Origin of the sequence: Candidatus Clostridium stratigraminis (assembly GCF_045310675.1) — a bacterium.
GTDB lineage: Bacteria > Bacillota > Clostridia > Clostridiales > Clostridiaceae > Clostridium_AT > Clostridium_AT stratigraminis.
On record NZ_JBJHZZ010000002.1, the window covers coordinates 304,429 to 322,870 of the forward strand.

An 18,442-nucleotide genomic window follows, 5' to 3' on the forward strand; every position below is an offset into this window, starting at 1 on the left:
TGTAGTGAAATGGTGTATATTAATGATAGCAATAGTTAAGGTTCTGAGGAGGCAGGTTTTTTTATAAAATTGTACTAAAAGTTAATTATCGTTAAAGTAAATTAAAAGTTTCAAATTTTTAAATTTTATGCAATATTTAGAAGGATAATTAAGAGTTTTGTAGAATTATGAATAATGCGTAAATAAATATTATAATGGGGGTGAATTTAATGAGAGCTAAATTAGTACATGAAAACGGAGCTATAAAGGATATTAAAGTGGGGTATTCATGGACAACTTTTTTATTTGGATTTTGGGTTCCGGCCATAAGAGGCCAGTGGCCAGATTTTGCAATCATACTTATTTCAGCGGTTCCTACAATAGGAATATTGCCTTTTATATGGACTTTCAAGATCAATAAAAGGTATTGTCAGCATTTATTAGAAAAAGGGTATAAGCCAGCAAGTCAAGAAGATTTGAGAATCTTAAATACTATGGATTATTGTGTTCGCACTCAATCTAATGCAATAACTGAGTAAATAGTCTTTTAAAAGCCTTTGATTATTCATTGGCTTTTTTTTATTACGAAAATAATTTTGTAAGGTTATTGGTTATAAATTTTCCTATAATGTAAAGTTAAATAGTCTATTAAAAGATATTGACCTTACATAATAAAATGACACTTCAAACCTCGGAGATTATGGTAAAAATGATGAAAATTACTTGCTCATTTGCTATAATAAAAAAGTATTTATAGATATATGCTAATCGGGGTTAGTCACATATCTGATATAAATGGGTATAACCTATTAAAATGGAGGACTTACCATGCTTATAGTCTATCTAGCAGAAAGAATGAGCATAATTATAATTATAATTTTTATTTTATCTACCACAAGAGTCTTTAAAAAAATCTTTATTGGTAATTTTACAACCAAAGATAAAATAATAATGATAATATTTTTTTCTATATTAGGCATAACAGGTTCTTATACAGGTATAAGATTGAATGATACAATTTTAAATTCAAGGGCTGTAGGTGCTTTAACTGCAGGAATCTTGGGAGGTCCTGTTGTGGGTATCGCAACTGGAATAATTGTAGGGGTGCATAGATATTTCATAGGCGGCTTTACAAGCTTAGCCTGCGGAATAGCAGCAGTACTTCAAGGTGTCATTGGAGGAATGGTATATAAGCACAAGGGAAATAATGTATCCTGGAGATATGCAGGTATTGTAACTATTATAGTGGAATGCTTAGAAATGGCATTGGTTTTACTACTGTCTAAACCATTCACACATGCGCTGCAGGCGGTCAAATTTATATCCATGCCAATGATAATTGTTAATACTGGAGCGGTATGTGCCTTTATGCTGATTATTGACTATATTCACAGAGAATTTGAGTTTGCAGCTGCAGTTCAAGCTCAAAAGGCCTTAAGTATTGCTGATGAAACTTTACCATATCTAAGACATGGATTAAATGAATATACTGCGAAAGAAACTGCAGAAATTATTTATAAAATAACAAAGGCTGCAGCAGTCAGCATTACTGATAAAGATAGAATATTAGCTTTTATTGGCCTTGGAAGTGACCACCATAAGGTAGGGGAACCATTTGGTACAGAGCTAAGTTTCAAAGCTATACAAACAGGAAAATTAGTTGCAGCAAATACAAAGAAAGAAATTGCTTGTAAGAATCATGAGTGCAGCCTATCTTCTGTGGTACTTGTACCATTAAAAAAGATGAATAAAGTTGTAGGGCTATTAAAAATATATAAAGATAAGGAACATTCCATAACCCCCTATGATATTCAACTTACTAAGAGTCTAGGCAGCTTATTTTCCACACAGCTGGAGTTATATGAAATAGAACATCAGGAAAGTCTTGCAAAGGAAGCTGAAATAAAGGCCTTGCAGGCACAAATAAATCCACATTTCTTATTTAATACAATAAGCACTATAAGTTCATTAATAAGGACAGACCCAGATTTAGCTAGAAATTTACTTTTAAAGTTTTCAAACTTTTTTAGATATAATATTCAAAAAACTGATAAATTTATAAGTCTAAAAGAAGAATTGAATCAAATAAGCGATTATATAGAAATTGAAAAAGCAAGATATGGTGATAAGCTAAAAATTAATACTGATATAGATGAAAGCTGCTTAAACTATCTAGTGCCGCCAATTACACTTCAGCCCCTCATTGAAAATGCAATAAAGCACGGTATAAAGCCCAAAGCTGGTGGTGGTACATTGTTTATTGAAATAAAAAAAATAGACGATTATTGTCAAATTAAAGTATCAGATGATGGAATTGGTGTTACTCCTCTTGAGCTTCAAAAGATAACGGAAGGTAATACTACAGGAATAGGACTTAAAAATGTTATTCAAAGAATAGTTTCTATTTTTGGAGAGGAATATGCTCCATTAATTGAAAGTGAAGAAGGCAGGGGCACAACCATAACAATTAAAGTGCCGCCTAAGGCAGAAGGGGAAGTTTATTATGAAGGTAATGTTACTTGATGACGAAAAAGTAATAGCTGACGAATTGAAGTATATTTTAGATAAGAATAGTATTTGTGAAGTATTAGGCTCCTATGATGATGCAGATGCATTTATGAAGGATATTACTAGGCTTAAACCAGATGCTGTATTTATTGATATAAATCTAGGCATGATAACGGGATTTGATGTTGCTGAAAAATTATTAAATACTGATTATACTAACAAAAGACCACTTATAGTTTTTGCTACAGCCTATGACGAATATGCTATAAAAGCATTTGAATGTGGCGCTGTTGACTATATATTAAAACCTTTTGATGAGGAAAGAGTAAAGGTTTCTTTAGAGAGAATAAAAAGATTATTAGAGGACAAAAAACAGTCTGACAATGAATTAACTAAAACTGTTAATATGCTGTCTAAAAGGAAAATAAATAAACTTACAGTAATATATGAAGGACGATTTAAGGTAATAAGCTTTGACAAAATATATTATATTAAGGCAAAACAAGGAATTTCCGAAGCTTATACAAGTGAAGGCACTTTTATGTGCGAATTGAACCTGTCACAGCTTGAAGAAAGGCTTGGAGAAAAGTTTATGAGAATCCACAAAAGCTACATTGTAAATCTTGACAAAATTACTGAAATAATTCCTTGGTTTAAAGGTACCTACTGGGTAGTAATTAATGATGCAAATAAGGCTGAGATACCTGTGAGCAAAGAAAAAATTAAAGAGATAAAAGAAATAATTTTTTAAATTTTAACCTAGTTCTTTTGAATTAGGTGTTTTTTTATTATAATTTTTTATATGTTCAATATCTGCAGGTTTCTATACAACCATTAATTTCTTCCATTCAGTTGAAAACAATATCATTAAAACTGAAAACGTTATATTATTTAAAGCAGCAGTAGGACAAGCAATTATAATTTAAAATGATAATATAAGGGGGAAGAAAAATGAATTCAATCGTACTTGTTATAATAGGTGCATTAGTACTTATGATAGCTTACAGGTTGTATGGTGCATTCCTTGCAGCAAAGGTTTTAACCTTAGATGAAAAAAGAACTGTACCTTCAGTTGAACATAATGATGGACAAGATTATGTTCCAACAAACAAATTAATACTTTTTGGACATCACTTTGCAGCTATAGCTGGAGGAGGACCACTAATAGGACCTGTGCTTGCAGCTCAATTTGGATGGCTTCCAGGAACACTTTGGATTTTAATAGGTGCAGTACTTGCTGGTGGAGTACACGATATGGTGGTACTTCTAGCATCAGTTAGACATGATGGACAATCCTTGGCTGAAATAGCTAAGAAGCATATTAGCCCTAAAATGGGTATTATAACTTCTATAGCAGTAATCTTTATTTTAATAATAACTATGGCAGGGCTTGGTATTCCAGTTGTTAATTCGCTATATAAGAGCCCTTGGGGTACCTTTACAGTAGGCTCTACAATTCCAATAGCAATGCTTGTGGGATTATATCTTAAATTTTTAAGACCAGGTAAAGTTGGAGAGGCTACACTTATTGGTGTAATTTTAGTAATAGCAGCAGTTGTTGCTGGACCACATATACAAAATACAGTTTTAGGGAATATTCTAACACTTGACCAAAAGCAAATTTCAATCATACTTGTTATTTATGGTTTCTTTGCTGCAGTATTACCAGTTTGGCTGCTTCTGCTTCCAAGAGATTACCTAAGCACTTATATGAAATTAGGTGTAATTGGTGCTCTTGCATTAGGTATAATTATAGTTAGACCTGTATTACAAATGCCAGCTGTAACTCAATTTGTTAATGGCGGCGGACCAATAATTCCAGGTAAGGTATTTCCATTCCTATTTATAACCATTGCTTGTGGAGCACTATCTGGTTTTCATGCAATTATTAGTTCAGGTACAACTCCTAAGCTGGTAAGTAATGAAAAAGATATTTTGGCAATAGGCTATGGTGCTATGTTAACAGAGGCTTTTGTAGCTTTAATGGCATTAATTGCAGCTACAGCTCTTCCAACAGCTGATTATTTTGCAATAAATTCAGCACCAGCATTATTTGCAAAGCTCCATATGATACCAAAGGAATTACCAATGCTTTCAAAAATGGTAGGAGAAACCTTAGCAGGTAGACCAGGTGGGTCTGTTTCCCTAGCAGTTGGTATGGCTTATGTATTTTATAAAATACCAGGGCTTGAATCCTTACTATCTTACTGGTACCATTTCTGCATAATGTTTGAGGCACTATTTATATTAACTACAATTGATGCAGGAAATAGAATAGGAAGATATTTATTACAAGACCTATTTGCAAACATTAACCCTAAATTTAAGGAAAGAAGTTCCTGGACAAATATTATAATCTTCAGTTTGTTAATGTCCTGCACTTGGGGATATCTATTATATACAGGTAATATATCAACTATATGGCCTCTGTTTGGTATAGCCAATCAGATGATGGCTGCTATAGCCTTGGCAGTAGGAACCTCATTCCTTATAGATCTAGGAAAGAGAAAGTATATATGGGTAACAGTTGCACCGTTAACCTTTATAACATTTACTGCACTTTATGCAGCCTTCGTAAATATATTTACAAACTACATTCCTCAAGGAAATACAATTCTTGCAGTGTTAACTTCAATACTAGTGATTATGCTTGTAATAATTATATTTGAAAGTGTAAGAAGCTGGTTTGAGAAGTTTAATAAAATGAAATTAAGTAACGAAAATAATAAGAAGGTAACTGCTTAAAAAAATGATAAAAGGTTTAGAATTTCTCTAAACCTTTTATCATTTTTTGAATAAATTCATTTCATAAAGTAAATATAATATGTAGTAATTAAATATTTGCTGCAAAGTTTAGTAAAATATTAAAAAATATTGATTAATAATTGTGAAAGTCTAATAACTTTTTATATCATATTGATTTATTTATTTTATTAGTCTAAAATTTCTTTTAGTGGAATTAATTAATAACTTTTATAGGGAGGAAAATAGAATGGGTAATAATTTAAGCTTAGATTTAAGTAAGTTAAAACCAGCTTTAAGTGATTATGAAATTTCTAATCAGAAGGCTATGGTGAGAGAAGCACACAACATGGTTCATAATGGAACTGGTGCAGGAAAGGATTTTTTAGGTTGGGTTAATTTACCTGTTAATTATGATAAAGAAGAATTTTCAAGAATAAAAAAGGCAGCTGAGAAGATTAAGGATAATTCGGATGTACTTATAGTAATAGGCATAGGCGGTTCTTATTTAGGCGCAAGAGCAGCAATAGATAGCTTATCACATACTTTTTATAATACCTTACCAAAGGGAAAGAGAACTACACCGCAAATATACTTTGTAGGAAATAATATTAGTTCAACCTACATTACCGATCTTCTTGAAGCTATTGAAGGACTTGATATTTCTGTAAATGTCATTTCAAAATCTGGTACAACTACTGAGCCAGCTGTAGCTTTTAGAATCTTTAAATCATATCTTGAAAAGAAATATGGAAAAGAAGGTGCAAAGGAAAGAATATTTGCTACTACTGATAAGGCTAGAGGTGCCTTAAAATCCTTAGCTGATGCCGAGGGCTATGAAACCTTTGTTATTCCAGACGATGTAGGGGGAAGGTATTCTGTACTTACAGCTGTTGGACTTTTACCTATAGCTGCAGCAGGTATTAATATAGATGAAATAATGAAAGGTGCAGCAGATTCCAGAGAAGCCTACAGCAATCCAGATATAAATGAGAATGATGCTTATAAATATGCTGCTGCTAGAAATTCACTATATAGAAAGGGAAAAGTCACTGAAATACTAGTAAATTATGAGCCAGCACTTCATTATTTTAATGAATGGTGGAAGCAGCTTTATGGTGAAAGTGAAGGTAAAGATAACAAGGGTATATTCCCTGCAGCTGTGGATTTTTCTACTGACCTTCATTCTATGGGACAATATATTCAAGAAGGACTAAGAAATATATTTGAAACTGTAATAAATGTTGAAAAACCAAGAAAAGAAGTTGTAATTGAAGCAAGTACAGAAAACATAGATGGTCTAAACTTTTTAGCAGGAAAAACTATGGATTTTGTAAATAAAAAGGCTTTCCAGGGAACAGTGCTTGCACATAATGATGGTGGAGTTCCTAATATTATTGTAAACATTCCTGAGTTAACACCTTACTACTTTGGATATTTAGTTTACTTCTTTGAGAAAGCATGTGCTATAAGCGGTTATTTAAATGGAGTAAATCCATTTGACCAGCCGGGAGTTGAAGCCTATAAAAAGAATATGTTTGCTTTACTAGGAAAACCGGGCTACGAGGACATGAAAGCAGAACTTGAAAAAAGATTATAGGACTGGTGCTTTATGAGAATCATAGTTGATGCTGATGCATGCCCTGGGAAGGATATTATTGAGAGCTTAGGTAAAGAGCATGGGTTAGAAATAATAATGTATTGCGATATAAATCATGTGCTTAACAGTAGCTATAGTACTATAAAATACATGGACAGCGGCTTTCAAAGTGTGGATATGGCTGTGGCTAACGAGGCTAAGGAAAGGGACATTGTTGTAACACAGGATTTTGGGGTTGCAGCAATGGTACTTGGTAAAAAGTGCTTTGCCATAAGCCCTAAAGGCTATGTTTATGATAATAATAATATTGATAAGCTGCTTTTTGAAAGGCATATTTCTTCTAAGGTAAGAAGGTCAGGCGGAAAAACCTTTAATGCGAAGAAAAGAAATAAAGAAGATGATGAAAGATTATATAGAAATCTTCTTAAATTGATTAATTCTTAAAAAGAAAGCATCCTGCTGGTAAAATGAAACCATTTTACCAGCGGCTGCTTTTTTTCAATCAAGGGGGACGGTTCCTAGTGATTCTCAGAAACCGTCCCCCTTGATTTTTTTAGCGATACAGCACAAACATGCTTGTTTTTTCAACTTCTACATCGCTGCCCTTAATTGTTCTAATAATGTCGGTTCCTGCATTTATGTTATCAACTACTAAATTCCAACTGCCTTCAGGAATTGAAATAGTTACATTGGACTTGTTTCCATTATAAATTATAACAATATCCTTCCAATCGTCATTATTTGCATAATTCTTCAATATAAATCCAACTGTATTTTTAGGCGTATTAGGGATAAATTCTAGGAATTTTCTTATTTGCTCTGCATTATTCATTCTAAAGGCACTATGACTTTTTCTTAATTTTATTAAACCTTTATAATAATTAAAAACATCTAGATATTTAGATTTTCTATCCCAGTCTAGTGAGTTTATTTTGTCACCTGAACGTACACTATCTTCTATTCCATATTTTGTTCTGCAAAACTCTGCTCCGGAATGAATAAATGGAATACCCTGTGAGGTAATTACTATAGCATTGGCAAGTTTTTGCATAGCTTTTAAAGCTTCCTCATCGGCATCAGGATTAGAGAATTTAAGCTTATCCCAAAGGGTATTATTATCATGTGCTGAAACATAGTTTATAGCTTGGTCTGGTGTATTGAAACGAGACTTTCCTATATTAGCATAATCAATACAGCCAGCGGTGCATTCTTTTATTTTCTCTTCTAAACCACCTTTACCGCTAATAAAGCCTTGTTCCTCTTTAATAAATACACTTCCACGAACTGTATTTCTAATAGTGTCATTAAAATGACCTATATGAGGCATTTTACATACATTTTCTTGATTTGCCTTAAATTCATCCTTTAAAAGAGTATTTAAGACCCAACCTTCACCATATAGCATTATTGGTCTATTTAAGGTATTTAATTTTTCTCTAACTGCGTTCATTGTAGTTACATCATGGAGCCCCATTAAATCAAAACGAAATCCGTCTAAATGATATTCCTTTGCCCAATAATACACTGAATCAATAATGAATTTTCGCATCATTAAACGCTCTGAGGCAGTGTCATTACCGCAGCTGCTGCCATCAGATGGCTCCCCAGCTTCATTCATTCTGAAATAATAGTTAGGAAATATTTTTTCTAGATTCTCTGCTTTTAGATTGAATACATGATTAAATACAACATCCATAATTACGCCCAAACCATTTTTATGAAGGGTCTGTATCAAGGTTTTAAGCTCATAAATTCGAGTATAGGGATTATTAGGATCACTTGAATAACTTCCTTCAGGAGCATTAAAGTTTTGCGGATCATAACCCCAATTATATCTAATAGGATTTCTTTCATCTGTACTTATAGAGCTAAAATCATATATTGGCATTAGCTGAACATGGGTAACACCAAGCTCAATTATATGGCTTAAGGCTGTTGTTAAGTTACTGCTAGACCTTGTATGTTCCTCTGCAAGCCCTAAGAATTTTCCTTTATTAATAACGAAGCTGTCAGGATGCATAGAAATATCCCTTATAGATGTTTCATAAATTATAGCATCAGTAAAGTTTTCAAGGCTGGGGGATTTATCCTTTTCAAAGCCTAATGGATTAGTGTCTTCCAAGTCAATAATGGCTCCTCTATTGCCGTTAACTCCAAGGGCTTTTGCATAAGGATCTACAGCTTCCTTAAGTTTTCCATAAGCCCTAACTTCAAAAGTATAAAAATTCCCCTTTAAATCTTCTGAAATTATTAAACTCCAAAGTCCATCTTTCTCTTCCATAGAGAAGCTTCTGGGTATCTCCGGAATTTCAATGTCTCCATTTTTGTATAATAATAGGTTTATTTTCTCAGCTGCAGGAGACCAAAGTTTAAAAATGGTTTTATCTTTAGAGTATAAGTACCCCAAAGCTTCATTAGTAGAATACTTATTATTGAAGTTAGCATTACAAAAGATTTCGCTGTAAATTGCTTTAACTTCAATATTATTAATAATGACTGTACATTCTGATTTAATATTTAAGGCTTCCTTTAAAGTTAAAATTATGCCTTCTTTCTTTTCCTTTATTTCAACTATATCTATTAATTTCTCATTATTTCTAATAGAAGTATAATTTTTATCAGGTCTCTTAAAGCCATTTAAAATTATTTTGATAGAATAAAAATCAGTTACTACTGCATTAAACATTGTATTACCTCACTTATTGTGCAATCGTTATACTTAAAATTATAACTTAATCTATATACTTATAAAAGTAAAAATATTTCTAAAATTTTATAGTAAATTATGGAATATTGTTATAATATATAATTAAATGAGGTATTATTTTAACAGGGGATGAGATTTGATGAATGAAATAGTATTAAGTTTTGAAGCACAAAACTCTGGAGAAGAAATTGATGACATTAATATAAATGTAATAGAAAAACCAGAGGAAAAGCTCTTATATAAATTTTTGTTAGGAGTAGATGGAACCTGGGAAACCTTAAAGGATTATAGTGAAGAGAGCAGCATTCTTTGGAAACCTAAGAAAGAAGCTCAATACACTTTGATGGTACAAGCTAAGAGAATAAAAACCACAAAAGCCTTTGATTATATTACAAAGATGGATTACTCAGTTGGATTAAAAGCAGAAAAATTAATTAAAGATATTTTTTTAGAGAAAGAAAAGCTTACTGTTGGAGAAAAGCTTAATTTAACAGTAGAAGCAAATAAAATGCCGGTAGTCTTTAGATATTGGATTAATAAAAACGGAAATTTTGAGATTATAAAAGATTATAGTGCAGATAATAATTTAATTTGGAGTGTTAAGGACTCAGGAGAACAGGAAATTCTAGTTGAATGTAAGGCACTTGAATCCAAAGATAAATGTGACGATAGCAAAATGGTAAAATTTAAAGTGGAACCATTAAAAAGATTAGAAATTATAGATTTTAAATGTTTGATTTCTGATTTGTATGTTGGAAATGAATTGGTTTTTCAAGTTGAAGCAGTTCAGGATGACGAAAGAATGATACTATATAAGTTCATTAAAATAAATGAGGAAGGCGAGGCTTCCTGCATACAAGATTATTCAACAAAAAGAATGGTTAACTTTGTTGAAGATATAAGCGGAGAGTATAAACTTTTATGCCTTGCAAAAGATATGTATTCCCAAAAGGAATATGATGATAGAGCAATCTTAAATTATACAATAAAGGAATACAAAGACATAGTAATTAATAGCTTTACCACAGACTTAAATTCTCCTCAAATCTGCAATACCAAAGTTACCTTAAAAGCAATTGTAAGCGGGGGGAAGGAACTGCTATATAAATTTAAAATTGATGGTAATCTATGTGAAGATTCAGGCTATACAAGAAACAATACTTATACATGGAACTGTGAAAAAGCAGGTGAATACAAATTAGAGTTATATGTAAAAGATTCAGTTTACAGTGGTGCTTTTGAAGCGGTGTCTTCTATAAATTTTAAAATAGAAGAGCTTTGCTTTGATCCAGTTGTTATTAATAATGTTCTTTTAGATAAGGGCAACAAAATTCTAAAAGGAGAAGTTTTGAATATATTAGCAGTTGCTTCAGGAGGCACTGACTTAAGATACAGATTTATAGAAAAGAAGGATGGGAAGGAAATTTATAGCATAAATTATGGTACTTGTAATTGGGTAGATTTTTCTCAAAATGAAAAAGGGACTTATGAAGTTGAAGTTAGAGTAAAAGATAAATACTCAAATAGATTGTATGACAGTCATACAATAATATATATAGAAGTTTTTGACTATATACCTGCAACAATAGATCAGATACTTATACCTATAAAGGAGCATTATCTAGTTGATGATTTAATTTCCTGCAGAGTTATAGCTCAAAACACCAAAAAAACCTTGTTTAAATATGTGCTTAGTATTAATGGCCATAAAGTTGAGGAAACAAAGTTCGATAAATATAGTAAATATGAATTAAGGCCGAAATGCAGCGGAGCTTATACTTTGGAAGTATTTGCAAAGAACGAAGACAGCGACGCAGAATTTGATAGCAAAAAAGATGTAAGATTTCATATCTCTGAAGCCTTACCGATTACGAATACTCAAATAAAATTTGATATAACAAATATTAGTGTCAATAAGGCTATTACTTTTACCGCTAATTCTGAAGGCGGCAGAGAAGTATTATACCAATTCTACCTTATGGAAAAGGGAGATTGGATTTTAGCCCAGGATTTTAGCCGCAATAACAATTATACATTTATTCCTTTTGCTGCAGGCAAATATAAGATACTTACACTATGTAAAAGCAGTTATAAAAAATGTGTATATGAGGATTATTCAATACTGGAATTTAATGTGGGATAAAGAAACTTATGAAGAAATAAGAGGTGAAAGTTTTGAAGGTTGAAAATAATGCAGAAGCATACTTGCAGCTGCAATTAATGTCAATGCTGCTTAAAAACACTTTAGGAGAAGACTCCAATTCGTTTCAGATGGTTTTAGAAAGCTTAACTGGTGCTATGAAAGATAATAATAGCAGTGCAGATTTACTAGGACTATCAGATATTGATTTAAGTAAATTGGGGTATGGAAATGGCATGCCCCTAAATGATTTAATAGGAAATTTACAAAGCTATGTTAATGATGATATAAAAACTAATAATAGTTCCATTGATGCTGCAGCAGCTAAAGCAGCTCAAAAATATGGTGTTGATAAAGATTTTATTTTGGCAGTAATTAAGCAGGAATCAAATTTCAATCCAAATGCCAAATCAAGTGCAGGGGCACAGGGGCTTATGCAGCTAATGCCTTCCACAGCAGCTTCATTGGGAGTTTCTGACCCTTATAATGTTGAGCAAAATGTTGATGGCGGTACTAAATATTTAAGAAATCTTTTGGATATGTACGGTAATTCCAAAGAACTTGCTCTTGCTGCTTATAATGCAGGCCCTGGAGCAGTAGCAAAATACAATGGTATTCCAGATTACAAGGAAACTAAGGATTATGTAAAAAAAGTTATGCAGTATTACGGCAAATAAAAATAACAGCCACTTTTGGCTGTTTTGTTTTTTTAATTAGGATATAATATATATTGAATGCAACAAAGTCTATTATATTACGGATTAATACAGTCTTTCCTTCGGGAAAACATAGATAAATTTAAATAGTAAAATCAATGTGAGGTATTTTAATGGAAAGATTAGATAAGGTTTTGGCAAATTTAGGTTATGGCAGCAGAAAGGAAGTAAAGGCGCTTGTAAAGAATAAAGAGGTAGAAATTAATAATGAAATTATAAAGGATAGTGCATATCAATTTGAACCAGAAAAATGCACTATTAGGGTTTCCGGGGAAGTAGTTAAATACAGAAAATACATTTATTTGTTAATGAATAAGCCTGCTGGGGTAGTATCCGCTACCTTTGACAAATACGATGAAACAGTAATTGATTTATTAGAAGAGGAATATAAAATATTTGAGCCTTTCCCAGTAGGAAGATTAGATAAGGACACTGTAGGACTATTGCTATTAACTAATGATGGCGAACTTAATCACAGACTTATTTCACCTAAATGGCATGTAGATAAGGTTTACTATGCTGAAATAGATAAAGAAGTAGTTGAAAGTGATATTTTGGCATTTAACAAGGGTGTTATTCTTGATGACGGCTATAAATGCCTGCCTGCCAAGCTTGAAATATTGAAAGCAGATAAAGATGGTTCTGAAGTTAAGGTTACCTTACAAGAAGGAAAATTTCATCAAGTTAAAAGAATGTTTAATAGCTTAGGGAAAAATGTGGTGTTTTTAAAAAGAATAAGTTTTGGTCCTATAGTTCTTCCTAAGGACTTATTTGAAGGAGATTGTCGAGAACTCACTGAAGAAGAAGTATCTATTTTAAAAAATATTTAAATAAATTATAATATATCTAGAAACAAAAATATTAACAATAAAATGAAGGATTAACATTCATTTAACAAATAGTTTACAAATAAAATTGCAAAAAGTCTTGCATTTTTATTTCATATTTTATATAATAACAATGCAAGGATAAATAAAAGGAATTAAATAGCCCCCTTTTTATTTATTAAAAACAGCTCTGCCCCAAGGGCTGTTTTTGTTTTTTGTCTAAAAATAATTATTTCAGCAAACAATTTCATTAATATAATAATAAATTAATATTTCACTGGAATATAATTTATTGACATGATAAAATAATAATAAGTAAACGTTTAATATTTTTTAGTTCTTTATAATATAATTGGAATTAAATATGGATAGAGATTAACTTAAGAAACTGGAGGCTGTTCGGATGGGAGAATATAAATCTAAACTTGAGAGTAAGGATATGGATTTTCTTTGTGATGCAATACTTAGTCTAAAAAATAGAGAAGAAGTTTATAAGTTCATAGATGATATTTGCACTATCAACGAAATAAAAGATCTTGAACAAAGATTACAGGTTGCTAAAATGTTAAAGCAGAAGAGAACTTATCTGGATATTGCTAGTTCTACGGGAGCAAGTACTGCTACCATTAGCAGAGTTAATAGATCCTTAAATTATGGAAGCGATGGATATAATATTATATTTGAAAGATTAAATTGGAAAGATAAATAGTAAATAATATTTCATTTTAGAAGTATCAGTAGAAGAAAGTATTCTGCTGATACTTTTTGTATTAATGCGGCTAAAATATGATATAATTAATAATGCATAATAAGAACTAGTGTTTATATTTTTAAGGAGATTAAAAAGTATGGATTTACAAAAGCTTTTAAATAAAGAACAATATGAAGCAGCAACTACGGTTAATGGTCCACTGCTTATATTAGCTGGTGCGGGCTCAGGTAAAACCAGGGTTTTAACTTATAGAATTGCACATATGATTAAGGATTTAGGGGTTTATCCTTCGCAGATACTTGCTATAACCTTTACTAACAAAGCTGCACAGGAAATGAAGGAAAGAGTAAGGACATTAATTGGAGAGGAAGCTTTAAATATGTGGGTTTCTACCTTCCATTCCAGCTGCGTAAAAATATTAAGAAGAGAAATTGATAAATTAGGCTATAATAAAAATTTTGTAATATATGATACCTATGATCAGAAAACCTTAGTAAAACAATGTATGTCTGAATTAAATATCAATGATAAAGATATAGATGAAAAAGAAGTAATTAATAAAATTGGTTCAGCAAAGGATAAATTAATTACTGGAGATAGATTTAAAAGAGACAATCAAGGTAATTTTAGGTTAAATAAAATAGCTGATGTTTATTTGCTTTATCAGAAGAAGCTTAAGCAAAATAATGCCTTGGATTTTGATGATATAATCTTTAAAACTGTTCAGCTTTTTAAGGAACATGGGGATGTACTTGAGTTTTATCAGAGAAAGTTTAAATATATTATGGTAGATGAGTATCAGGATACAAATTTCGCTCAATACGAGTTTGTAAGGCTTTTATCTGCAGCTCATAGGAATATTTGCGTGGTGGGGGATGACGACCAGGCGATTTACATGTGGAGAGGAGCAGACATAAGGAATATCCTGGACTTCGAAAAGGACTATCCAGAGGCAAAGGTAATAAAGCTTGAGCAAAATTACAGATCAAAGGGAAATATTTTATATGCTGCCAATTTTGTAATTAAAAATAATGCAGAAAGAAAAGATAAGGAACTTAAAACCACCCAAGAGGTAGGAGATAAGATTAAAATTTACAGGGCCTTTTCAGATAATGATGAAGGAAGCTTTATTGGTTCTGAAATAAAGAGAATTGTAAGGGAAGAAGGAAGAAAATATACTGATTTTGCTGTGCTTTACAGAATGAATTCACAATCTCGTATATTTGAAGATAGCTTTATAAAGTCGGATATACCCTATAGATTAATTGGGGGACTTAAGTTCTATGACAGAAAAGAGATAAAGGATATTTTAGCCTATTTAAGGCTTATTAATAATCCACTTGATGATATCAGTCTTCAAAGAATTATTAATGTACCTAAGAGAAGTATAGGAGAGGCTACTGTTTCTAAAATTCAAGAAGTGGCAAATAATAATGAAGAACCTTTATACAGTACTCTTTTAGATGCAGATTATGTGCCAGGTTTAACGGCAAGAAATATATCTACAATTAATAAATTTACAAGTCTAATAAATCATTTTATGGTAAAAAAAGATGAACTTGAGGTTTCTGAGCTTATTGAACTAATTTTAGAGGATACAGGCTACTTAAATGAACTTAAAAATTCTAAGGATATAGAAGATCAAAGCAGAATTGAAAACTTAAAGGAACTAGTATCAGCTGCTGTTGATTTTGAACAGAGCAATGAGGATAAGTCCTTATCGTCCTTCTTAGAAAAAGTTACTCTGGTTTCTGATATAGATAATTTTGATGAAGAGGCTGACAGTGTTACTTTAATGACGCTTCATAGTGCAAAAGGGTTAGAGTTTCCAGTGGTTTTCATGGTGGGTATGGAAAATGGCATATTCCCAAGTATGATGTCTCTTAATAATGACAGTGAAATGCAGGAATCAAGAAGACTTTGCTATGTTGGAATTACTAGGGCAAAGGAAAAGCTCTATATGACTTCAGCAGAAGTTAGGAGAGTATTTGGAAGGACTGTGGCTTATTCCCCTTCTGATTTCTTAAACGAAGTACCAATGCAGTTTAAGGAATATGTAGGAAGTAAAAACTTCAGCAGTAATGGAGGGATTAACACAGGCAGATTCAATTCTAATGGATTTGGGAATACTACTGTTAGATCTGTAGGCCAAGGAGCCATGAATTATAATTTAACCAGTGCAGCAGTGACTAGTACTAATAAGCCTGTATCACAAGGTGCAATCAGCATGTCTGAGGCAACTCTTGGCAGAAAGGTTAGACATTCAAAATTCGGAGTGGGTACTATCGTAAGTGCAGCTAAGGATGGAAGCGATGTAAGGCTTACAATTGCCTTTGATACACAAGGGATAAAGACCTTTATGCTAAGTGTGGCTCCAATAGAATTGTTATAATGGCAGATGGTAGAGATACGTTTCTTTTGCCGCATTAATTAAACGGAGGTTTTTATGTCGGATAGAGATGATAAAATAAATAGGATTCACAAACTTACGGAAGAACTTAATAAACAAGCTTATAATTATTATGTAATGGATAACCCAACTATGTCAGATAAAGAATATGATAAAAAATATTATGAACTTATTGATTTAGAAAAAGAAACGGGTTTCGTACTGACCTATTCACCTACTCAAAGAGTTGGAGATATAACTTTATCTGAGTTTCAAAAGTATACACACAAGGCAAGACTTTGGAGCCTTGATAAAGCTCAAAGTATTGAAGAACTAAGAGAATGGGACAATAGAAATAGAAAATTTATATCTGAATATAACGCTTCAAATGAAGAAAAACTTCCAGAGTTAAAATATGTGCTTACAAAAAAATTTGACGGACTTACTATAAACTGTACCTATGATAAAGAAGGAATTCTGATAAAAGCTGCTACAAGAGGTACTGGAAGTGTGGGAGAAGATGTTACCGCACAGGCAAAGACCATAAAGAGTCTTCCTCTCAAAATAGAAAATGATTATAGTTTTGAAATTCATGGTGAAGCAATAATGACTAAAAAGGCCTTTGATAATTACAATACTCAAGCTGATGTACCGTTAAAAAACTTAAGAAATGGTGCGGCAGGAGCTTTAAGAAACTTGAATTTAAAGGAAACTGCCAGAAGAAACTTGTCTGCCTTTTTTTATGACATAGGCTACACAGAAGGGAAAACTTTTGAAAATTACATGTCGATGATGAACTTTATTAAGGATAAAGGCTTTCCGTTAGATGAGTATTTAAAAGAATGTTACAGCTTAGAGGAAATTGAAAAGGAAATTAATTATATTGAGGGAATAAGACTGGACCTTGGTTATGATATAGATGGCGTGGTTATAGTTATAGATGATACTAGAACCAGAGAGCTTCTAGGCTATACAGTAAAGTTTCCTAAATGGGCAATAGCCTTTAAGTTTGAGGCTCAGGAAGCAACTACAAGGCTATTAGAGGTTGAATGGAATGTAGGAAGAAGCGGCAGGGTTACTCCAACTGCACTTCTAGAGCCAGTTGAACTTGCAGGGGCTACAGTAAAAAGGGCCACTTTGAATAATATAGATGATATAAGAAGAAAGGGAGTTAAAATAGGCAGCGAGGTCTTTGTTAGAAGATCCAATGATGTTATCCCTGAAATAATGGGCACAGTAGAAGACACTACTCAAGAAAGCCGCGAAATTGAAGTACCTAAGTGTTGCCCAGCCTGCGGAAGTGAATTAATTCAGGAGGGTGTTCACTATTTTTGTGAAAATACCTTATCCTGTAAGCCTCAAATGGTTAAGAGCATAGTTCATTTTGGAAGCAGAGAGGCAATTAATATAGAAGGTTTTAGTGAGAAAACAGCAGAGCAGCTCTTTGAAAAGCTTGATTTGAAATCAATTGCTGATTTATATAGGCTAAAGAAAGAAGATTTACTTACCTTAGAGAAATTTGGTGACAAGAAAGCTGATAATTTATTAAAGGCTATTGATAATAGTAAAAATTGCGACTTATCTTCATTTATTTATGCACTGGGCATACCTAATGTAGGAAAAAAAACTGCTACTGATTTAGCAAAGAAATTTAAGTCTCTAGAGGCACTGCAAAAGGCTTCCTTTGAAGAGCTTGTTTCAGTGCAGGATATAGGAGATATAGTTGCCGAAAGTGTTCTGGATTTCTTTAAAGTGGAAAAAATAATAAAGAATTTAAATGAGCTCTTCAAACTAGGAATAAAACCTGTATTTGAAGAAACTACCTCCATTAATAATGTATTTAATGGTAAGACTATAGTTGTTACTGGCAGTTTAGAGGGCTTTAGCAGAACTGAAATAAAAGAAAAGCTGGAAGAACTCGGTGCTAAGGTTGCTGGAAGTGTCAGCAAGAAAACTGATTATGTATTGGTTGGTAAGGAACCAGGCTCAAAATATGATAAGGCTATAGAACTTGGTGTAAATGTACTTACTGAAGAAGACTTTAACTCAATGTTGTAAATTATCTGTAAATAAATTGAAATAACCTTTACTTTTATAAATTTTAGCCTTATTATATAGCTTG

General features: G+C 32.2%; 13 protein-coding genes. 12 read left to right on the forward strand and 1 reads right to left on the reverse strand.

Translation table 11 applies throughout. The features are described from left to right. The first annotated feature begins 209 nt into the window (after nt 1-209). From ACJDUG_RS05685 to ACJDUG_RS05710, 6 genes are all read left to right on the forward strand, one after another. Nucleotides 210-518 carry a DUF2628 domain-containing protein gene (locus ACJDUG_RS05685; protein ID WP_406768935.1) on the forward strand — a complete coding sequence of 103 codons (309 nt, stop codon included), beginning with the start codon at nt 210-212 and terminating at the stop codon, nt 516-518. Nucleotides 519-807: 289 nt separating this feature from the next. Then, entirely contained in the window at nt 808-2,502 is a 1,695-nt protein-coding gene (locus ACJDUG_RS05690) for a LytS/YhcK type 5TM receptor domain-containing protein (protein WP_406768936.1), read from the forward strand. Then, nucleotides 2,483-3,238: a LytR/AlgR family response regulator transcription factor gene (locus tag ACJDUG_RS05695; RefSeq protein ID WP_406768937.1), complete on the forward strand. Its 756-nt coding sequence runs from the start codon at nt 2,483-2,485 to the stop codon at nt 3,236-3,238. The genes ACJDUG_RS05690 and ACJDUG_RS05695 overlap by 20 nt, the downstream gene beginning before the upstream one ends. A 200-nt stretch (nt 3,239-3,438) precedes the next feature. After that, nucleotides 3,439-5,232, forward strand: a complete 1,794-nt coding sequence (locus ACJDUG_RS05700; protein ID WP_406768938.1) for a carbon starvation CstA family protein — start codon at nt 3,439-3,441, stop codon at nt 5,230-5,232. A 247-nt stretch (nt 5,233-5,479) separates the two neighbouring features. Next, nucleotides 5,480-6,829, forward strand: a complete 1,350-nt coding sequence (locus ACJDUG_RS05705; RefSeq protein WP_406768939.1) for a glucose-6-phosphate isomerase — start codon at nt 5,480-5,482, stop codon at nt 6,827-6,829. 12 nt (nt 6,830-6,841) lie between these two features. Continuing rightward, the gene (locus ACJDUG_RS05710; protein WP_406768940.1) at nt 6,842-7,273 is read left to right on the forward strand and encodes a YaiI/YqxD family protein; all 432 of its coding nucleotides are present in this window, start codon (nt 6,842-6,844) and stop codon (nt 7,271-7,273) included. A 109-nt stretch (nt 7,274-7,382) separates the two neighbouring features. On the opposite strand, the gene pulA is transcribed toward ACJDUG_RS05710, so the two are convergent. Continuing rightward, nucleotides 7,383-9,515 (reverse strand): type I pullulanase, encoded by a 2,133-nt coding sequence (pulA, locus tag ACJDUG_RS05715; RefSeq protein WP_406768941.1) that lies wholly within the window; start codon nt 9,513-9,515, stop codon nt 7,383-7,385. Nucleotides 9,516-9,675: 160 nt separating this feature from the next. Between pulA and ACJDUG_RS05720 the strand changes: the two genes are divergently transcribed. The 6 genes from ACJDUG_RS05720 (at nt 9,676) to ligA (ending at nt 18,378) form a co-directional block, all read left to right on the forward strand. Beyond that, nucleotides 9,676-11,679, forward strand: a complete 2,004-nt coding sequence (locus ACJDUG_RS05720; RefSeq protein ID WP_406768942.1) for a triple tyrosine motif-containing protein — start codon at nt 9,676-9,678, stop codon at nt 11,677-11,679. A 77-nt stretch (nt 11,680-11,756) separates the two neighbouring features. Further along, nucleotides 11,757-12,353 carry a lytic transglycosylase domain-containing protein gene (locus ACJDUG_RS05725; protein ID WP_406769099.1) on the forward strand — a complete coding sequence of 199 codons (597 nt, stop codon included), beginning with the start codon at nt 11,757-11,759 and terminating at the stop codon, nt 12,351-12,353. Nucleotides 12,354-12,505: 152 nt separating this feature from the next. Beyond that, the gene (locus ACJDUG_RS05730; protein WP_406768943.1) at nt 12,506-13,222 is read left to right on the forward strand and encodes a pseudouridine synthase; all 717 of its coding nucleotides are present in this window, start codon (nt 12,506-12,508) and stop codon (nt 13,220-13,222) included. A gap of 400 nt (nt 13,223-13,622) precedes the next feature. Next, entirely contained in the window at nt 13,623-13,928 is a 306-nt protein-coding gene (locus ACJDUG_RS05735; RefSeq protein WP_406768944.1) for a YerC/YecD family TrpR-related protein, read from the forward strand. 139 nt (nt 13,929-14,067) lie between these two features. Continuing rightward, entirely contained in the window at nt 14,068-16,323 is a 2,256-nt protein-coding gene (gene pcrA, locus ACJDUG_RS05740) for a DNA helicase PcrA (RefSeq protein WP_406768945.1), read from the forward strand. Between the two features lie 54 nt (nt 16,324-16,377). Further along, nucleotides 16,378-18,378 carry an NAD-dependent DNA ligase LigA gene (ligA, locus tag ACJDUG_RS05745; protein ID WP_406768947.1) on the forward strand — a complete coding sequence of 667 codons (2,001 nt, stop codon included), beginning with the start codon at nt 16,378-16,380 and terminating at the stop codon, nt 18,376-18,378. The last annotated feature ends 64 nt before the right edge of the window (nt 18,379-18,442 follow it).

What these genes read in the sequence shown, in the direction of transcription:
- ACJDUG_RS05685 (WP_406768935.1), top strand. Translation starts at nt 210, where the DNA reads ATGAGAGCTAAATTAGTACATGAAAACGGAGCTATAAAGGATATTAAA.
- ACJDUG_RS05690 (WP_406768936.1), top strand. Translation starts at nt 808, where the DNA reads ATGCTTATAGTCTATCTAGCAGAAAGAATGAGCATAATTATAATTATA.
- ACJDUG_RS05695 (WP_406768937.1), top strand. Translation starts at nt 2,483, where the DNA reads ATGAAGGTAATGTTACTTGATGACGAAAAAGTAATAGCTGACGAATTG.
- ACJDUG_RS05700 (WP_406768938.1), top strand. Translation starts at nt 3,439, where the DNA reads ATGAATTCAATCGTACTTGTTATAATAGGTGCATTAGTACTTATGATA.
- ACJDUG_RS05705 (WP_406768939.1), top strand. Translation starts at nt 5,480, where the DNA reads ATGGGTAATAATTTAAGCTTAGATTTAAGTAAGTTAAAACCAGCTTTA.
- ACJDUG_RS05710 (WP_406768940.1), top strand. Translation starts at nt 6,842, where the DNA reads ATGAGAATCATAGTTGATGCTGATGCATGCCCTGGGAAGGATATTATT.
- pulA (WP_406768941.1), bottom strand. Translation starts at nt 9,515, where the DNA reads ATGTTTAATGCAGTAGTAACTGATTTTTATTCTATCAAAATAATTTTA.
- ACJDUG_RS05720 (WP_406768942.1), top strand. Translation starts at nt 9,676, where the DNA reads ATGAATGAAATAGTATTAAGTTTTGAAGCACAAAACTCTGGAGAAGAA.
- ACJDUG_RS05725 (WP_406769099.1), top strand. Translation starts at nt 11,757, where the DNA reads ATGTCAATGCTGCTTAAAAACACTTTAGGAGAAGACTCCAATTCGTTT.
- ACJDUG_RS05730 (WP_406768943.1), top strand. Translation starts at nt 12,506, where the DNA reads ATGGAAAGATTAGATAAGGTTTTGGCAAATTTAGGTTATGGCAGCAGA.
- ACJDUG_RS05735 (WP_406768944.1), top strand. Translation starts at nt 13,623, where the DNA reads ATGGGAGAATATAAATCTAAACTTGAGAGTAAGGATATGGATTTTCTT.
- pcrA (WP_406768945.1), top strand. Translation starts at nt 14,068, where the DNA reads ATGGATTTACAAAAGCTTTTAAATAAAGAACAATATGAAGCAGCAACT.
- ligA (WP_406768947.1), top strand. Translation starts at nt 16,378, where the DNA reads ATGTCGGATAGAGATGATAAAATAAATAGGATTCACAAACTTACGGAA.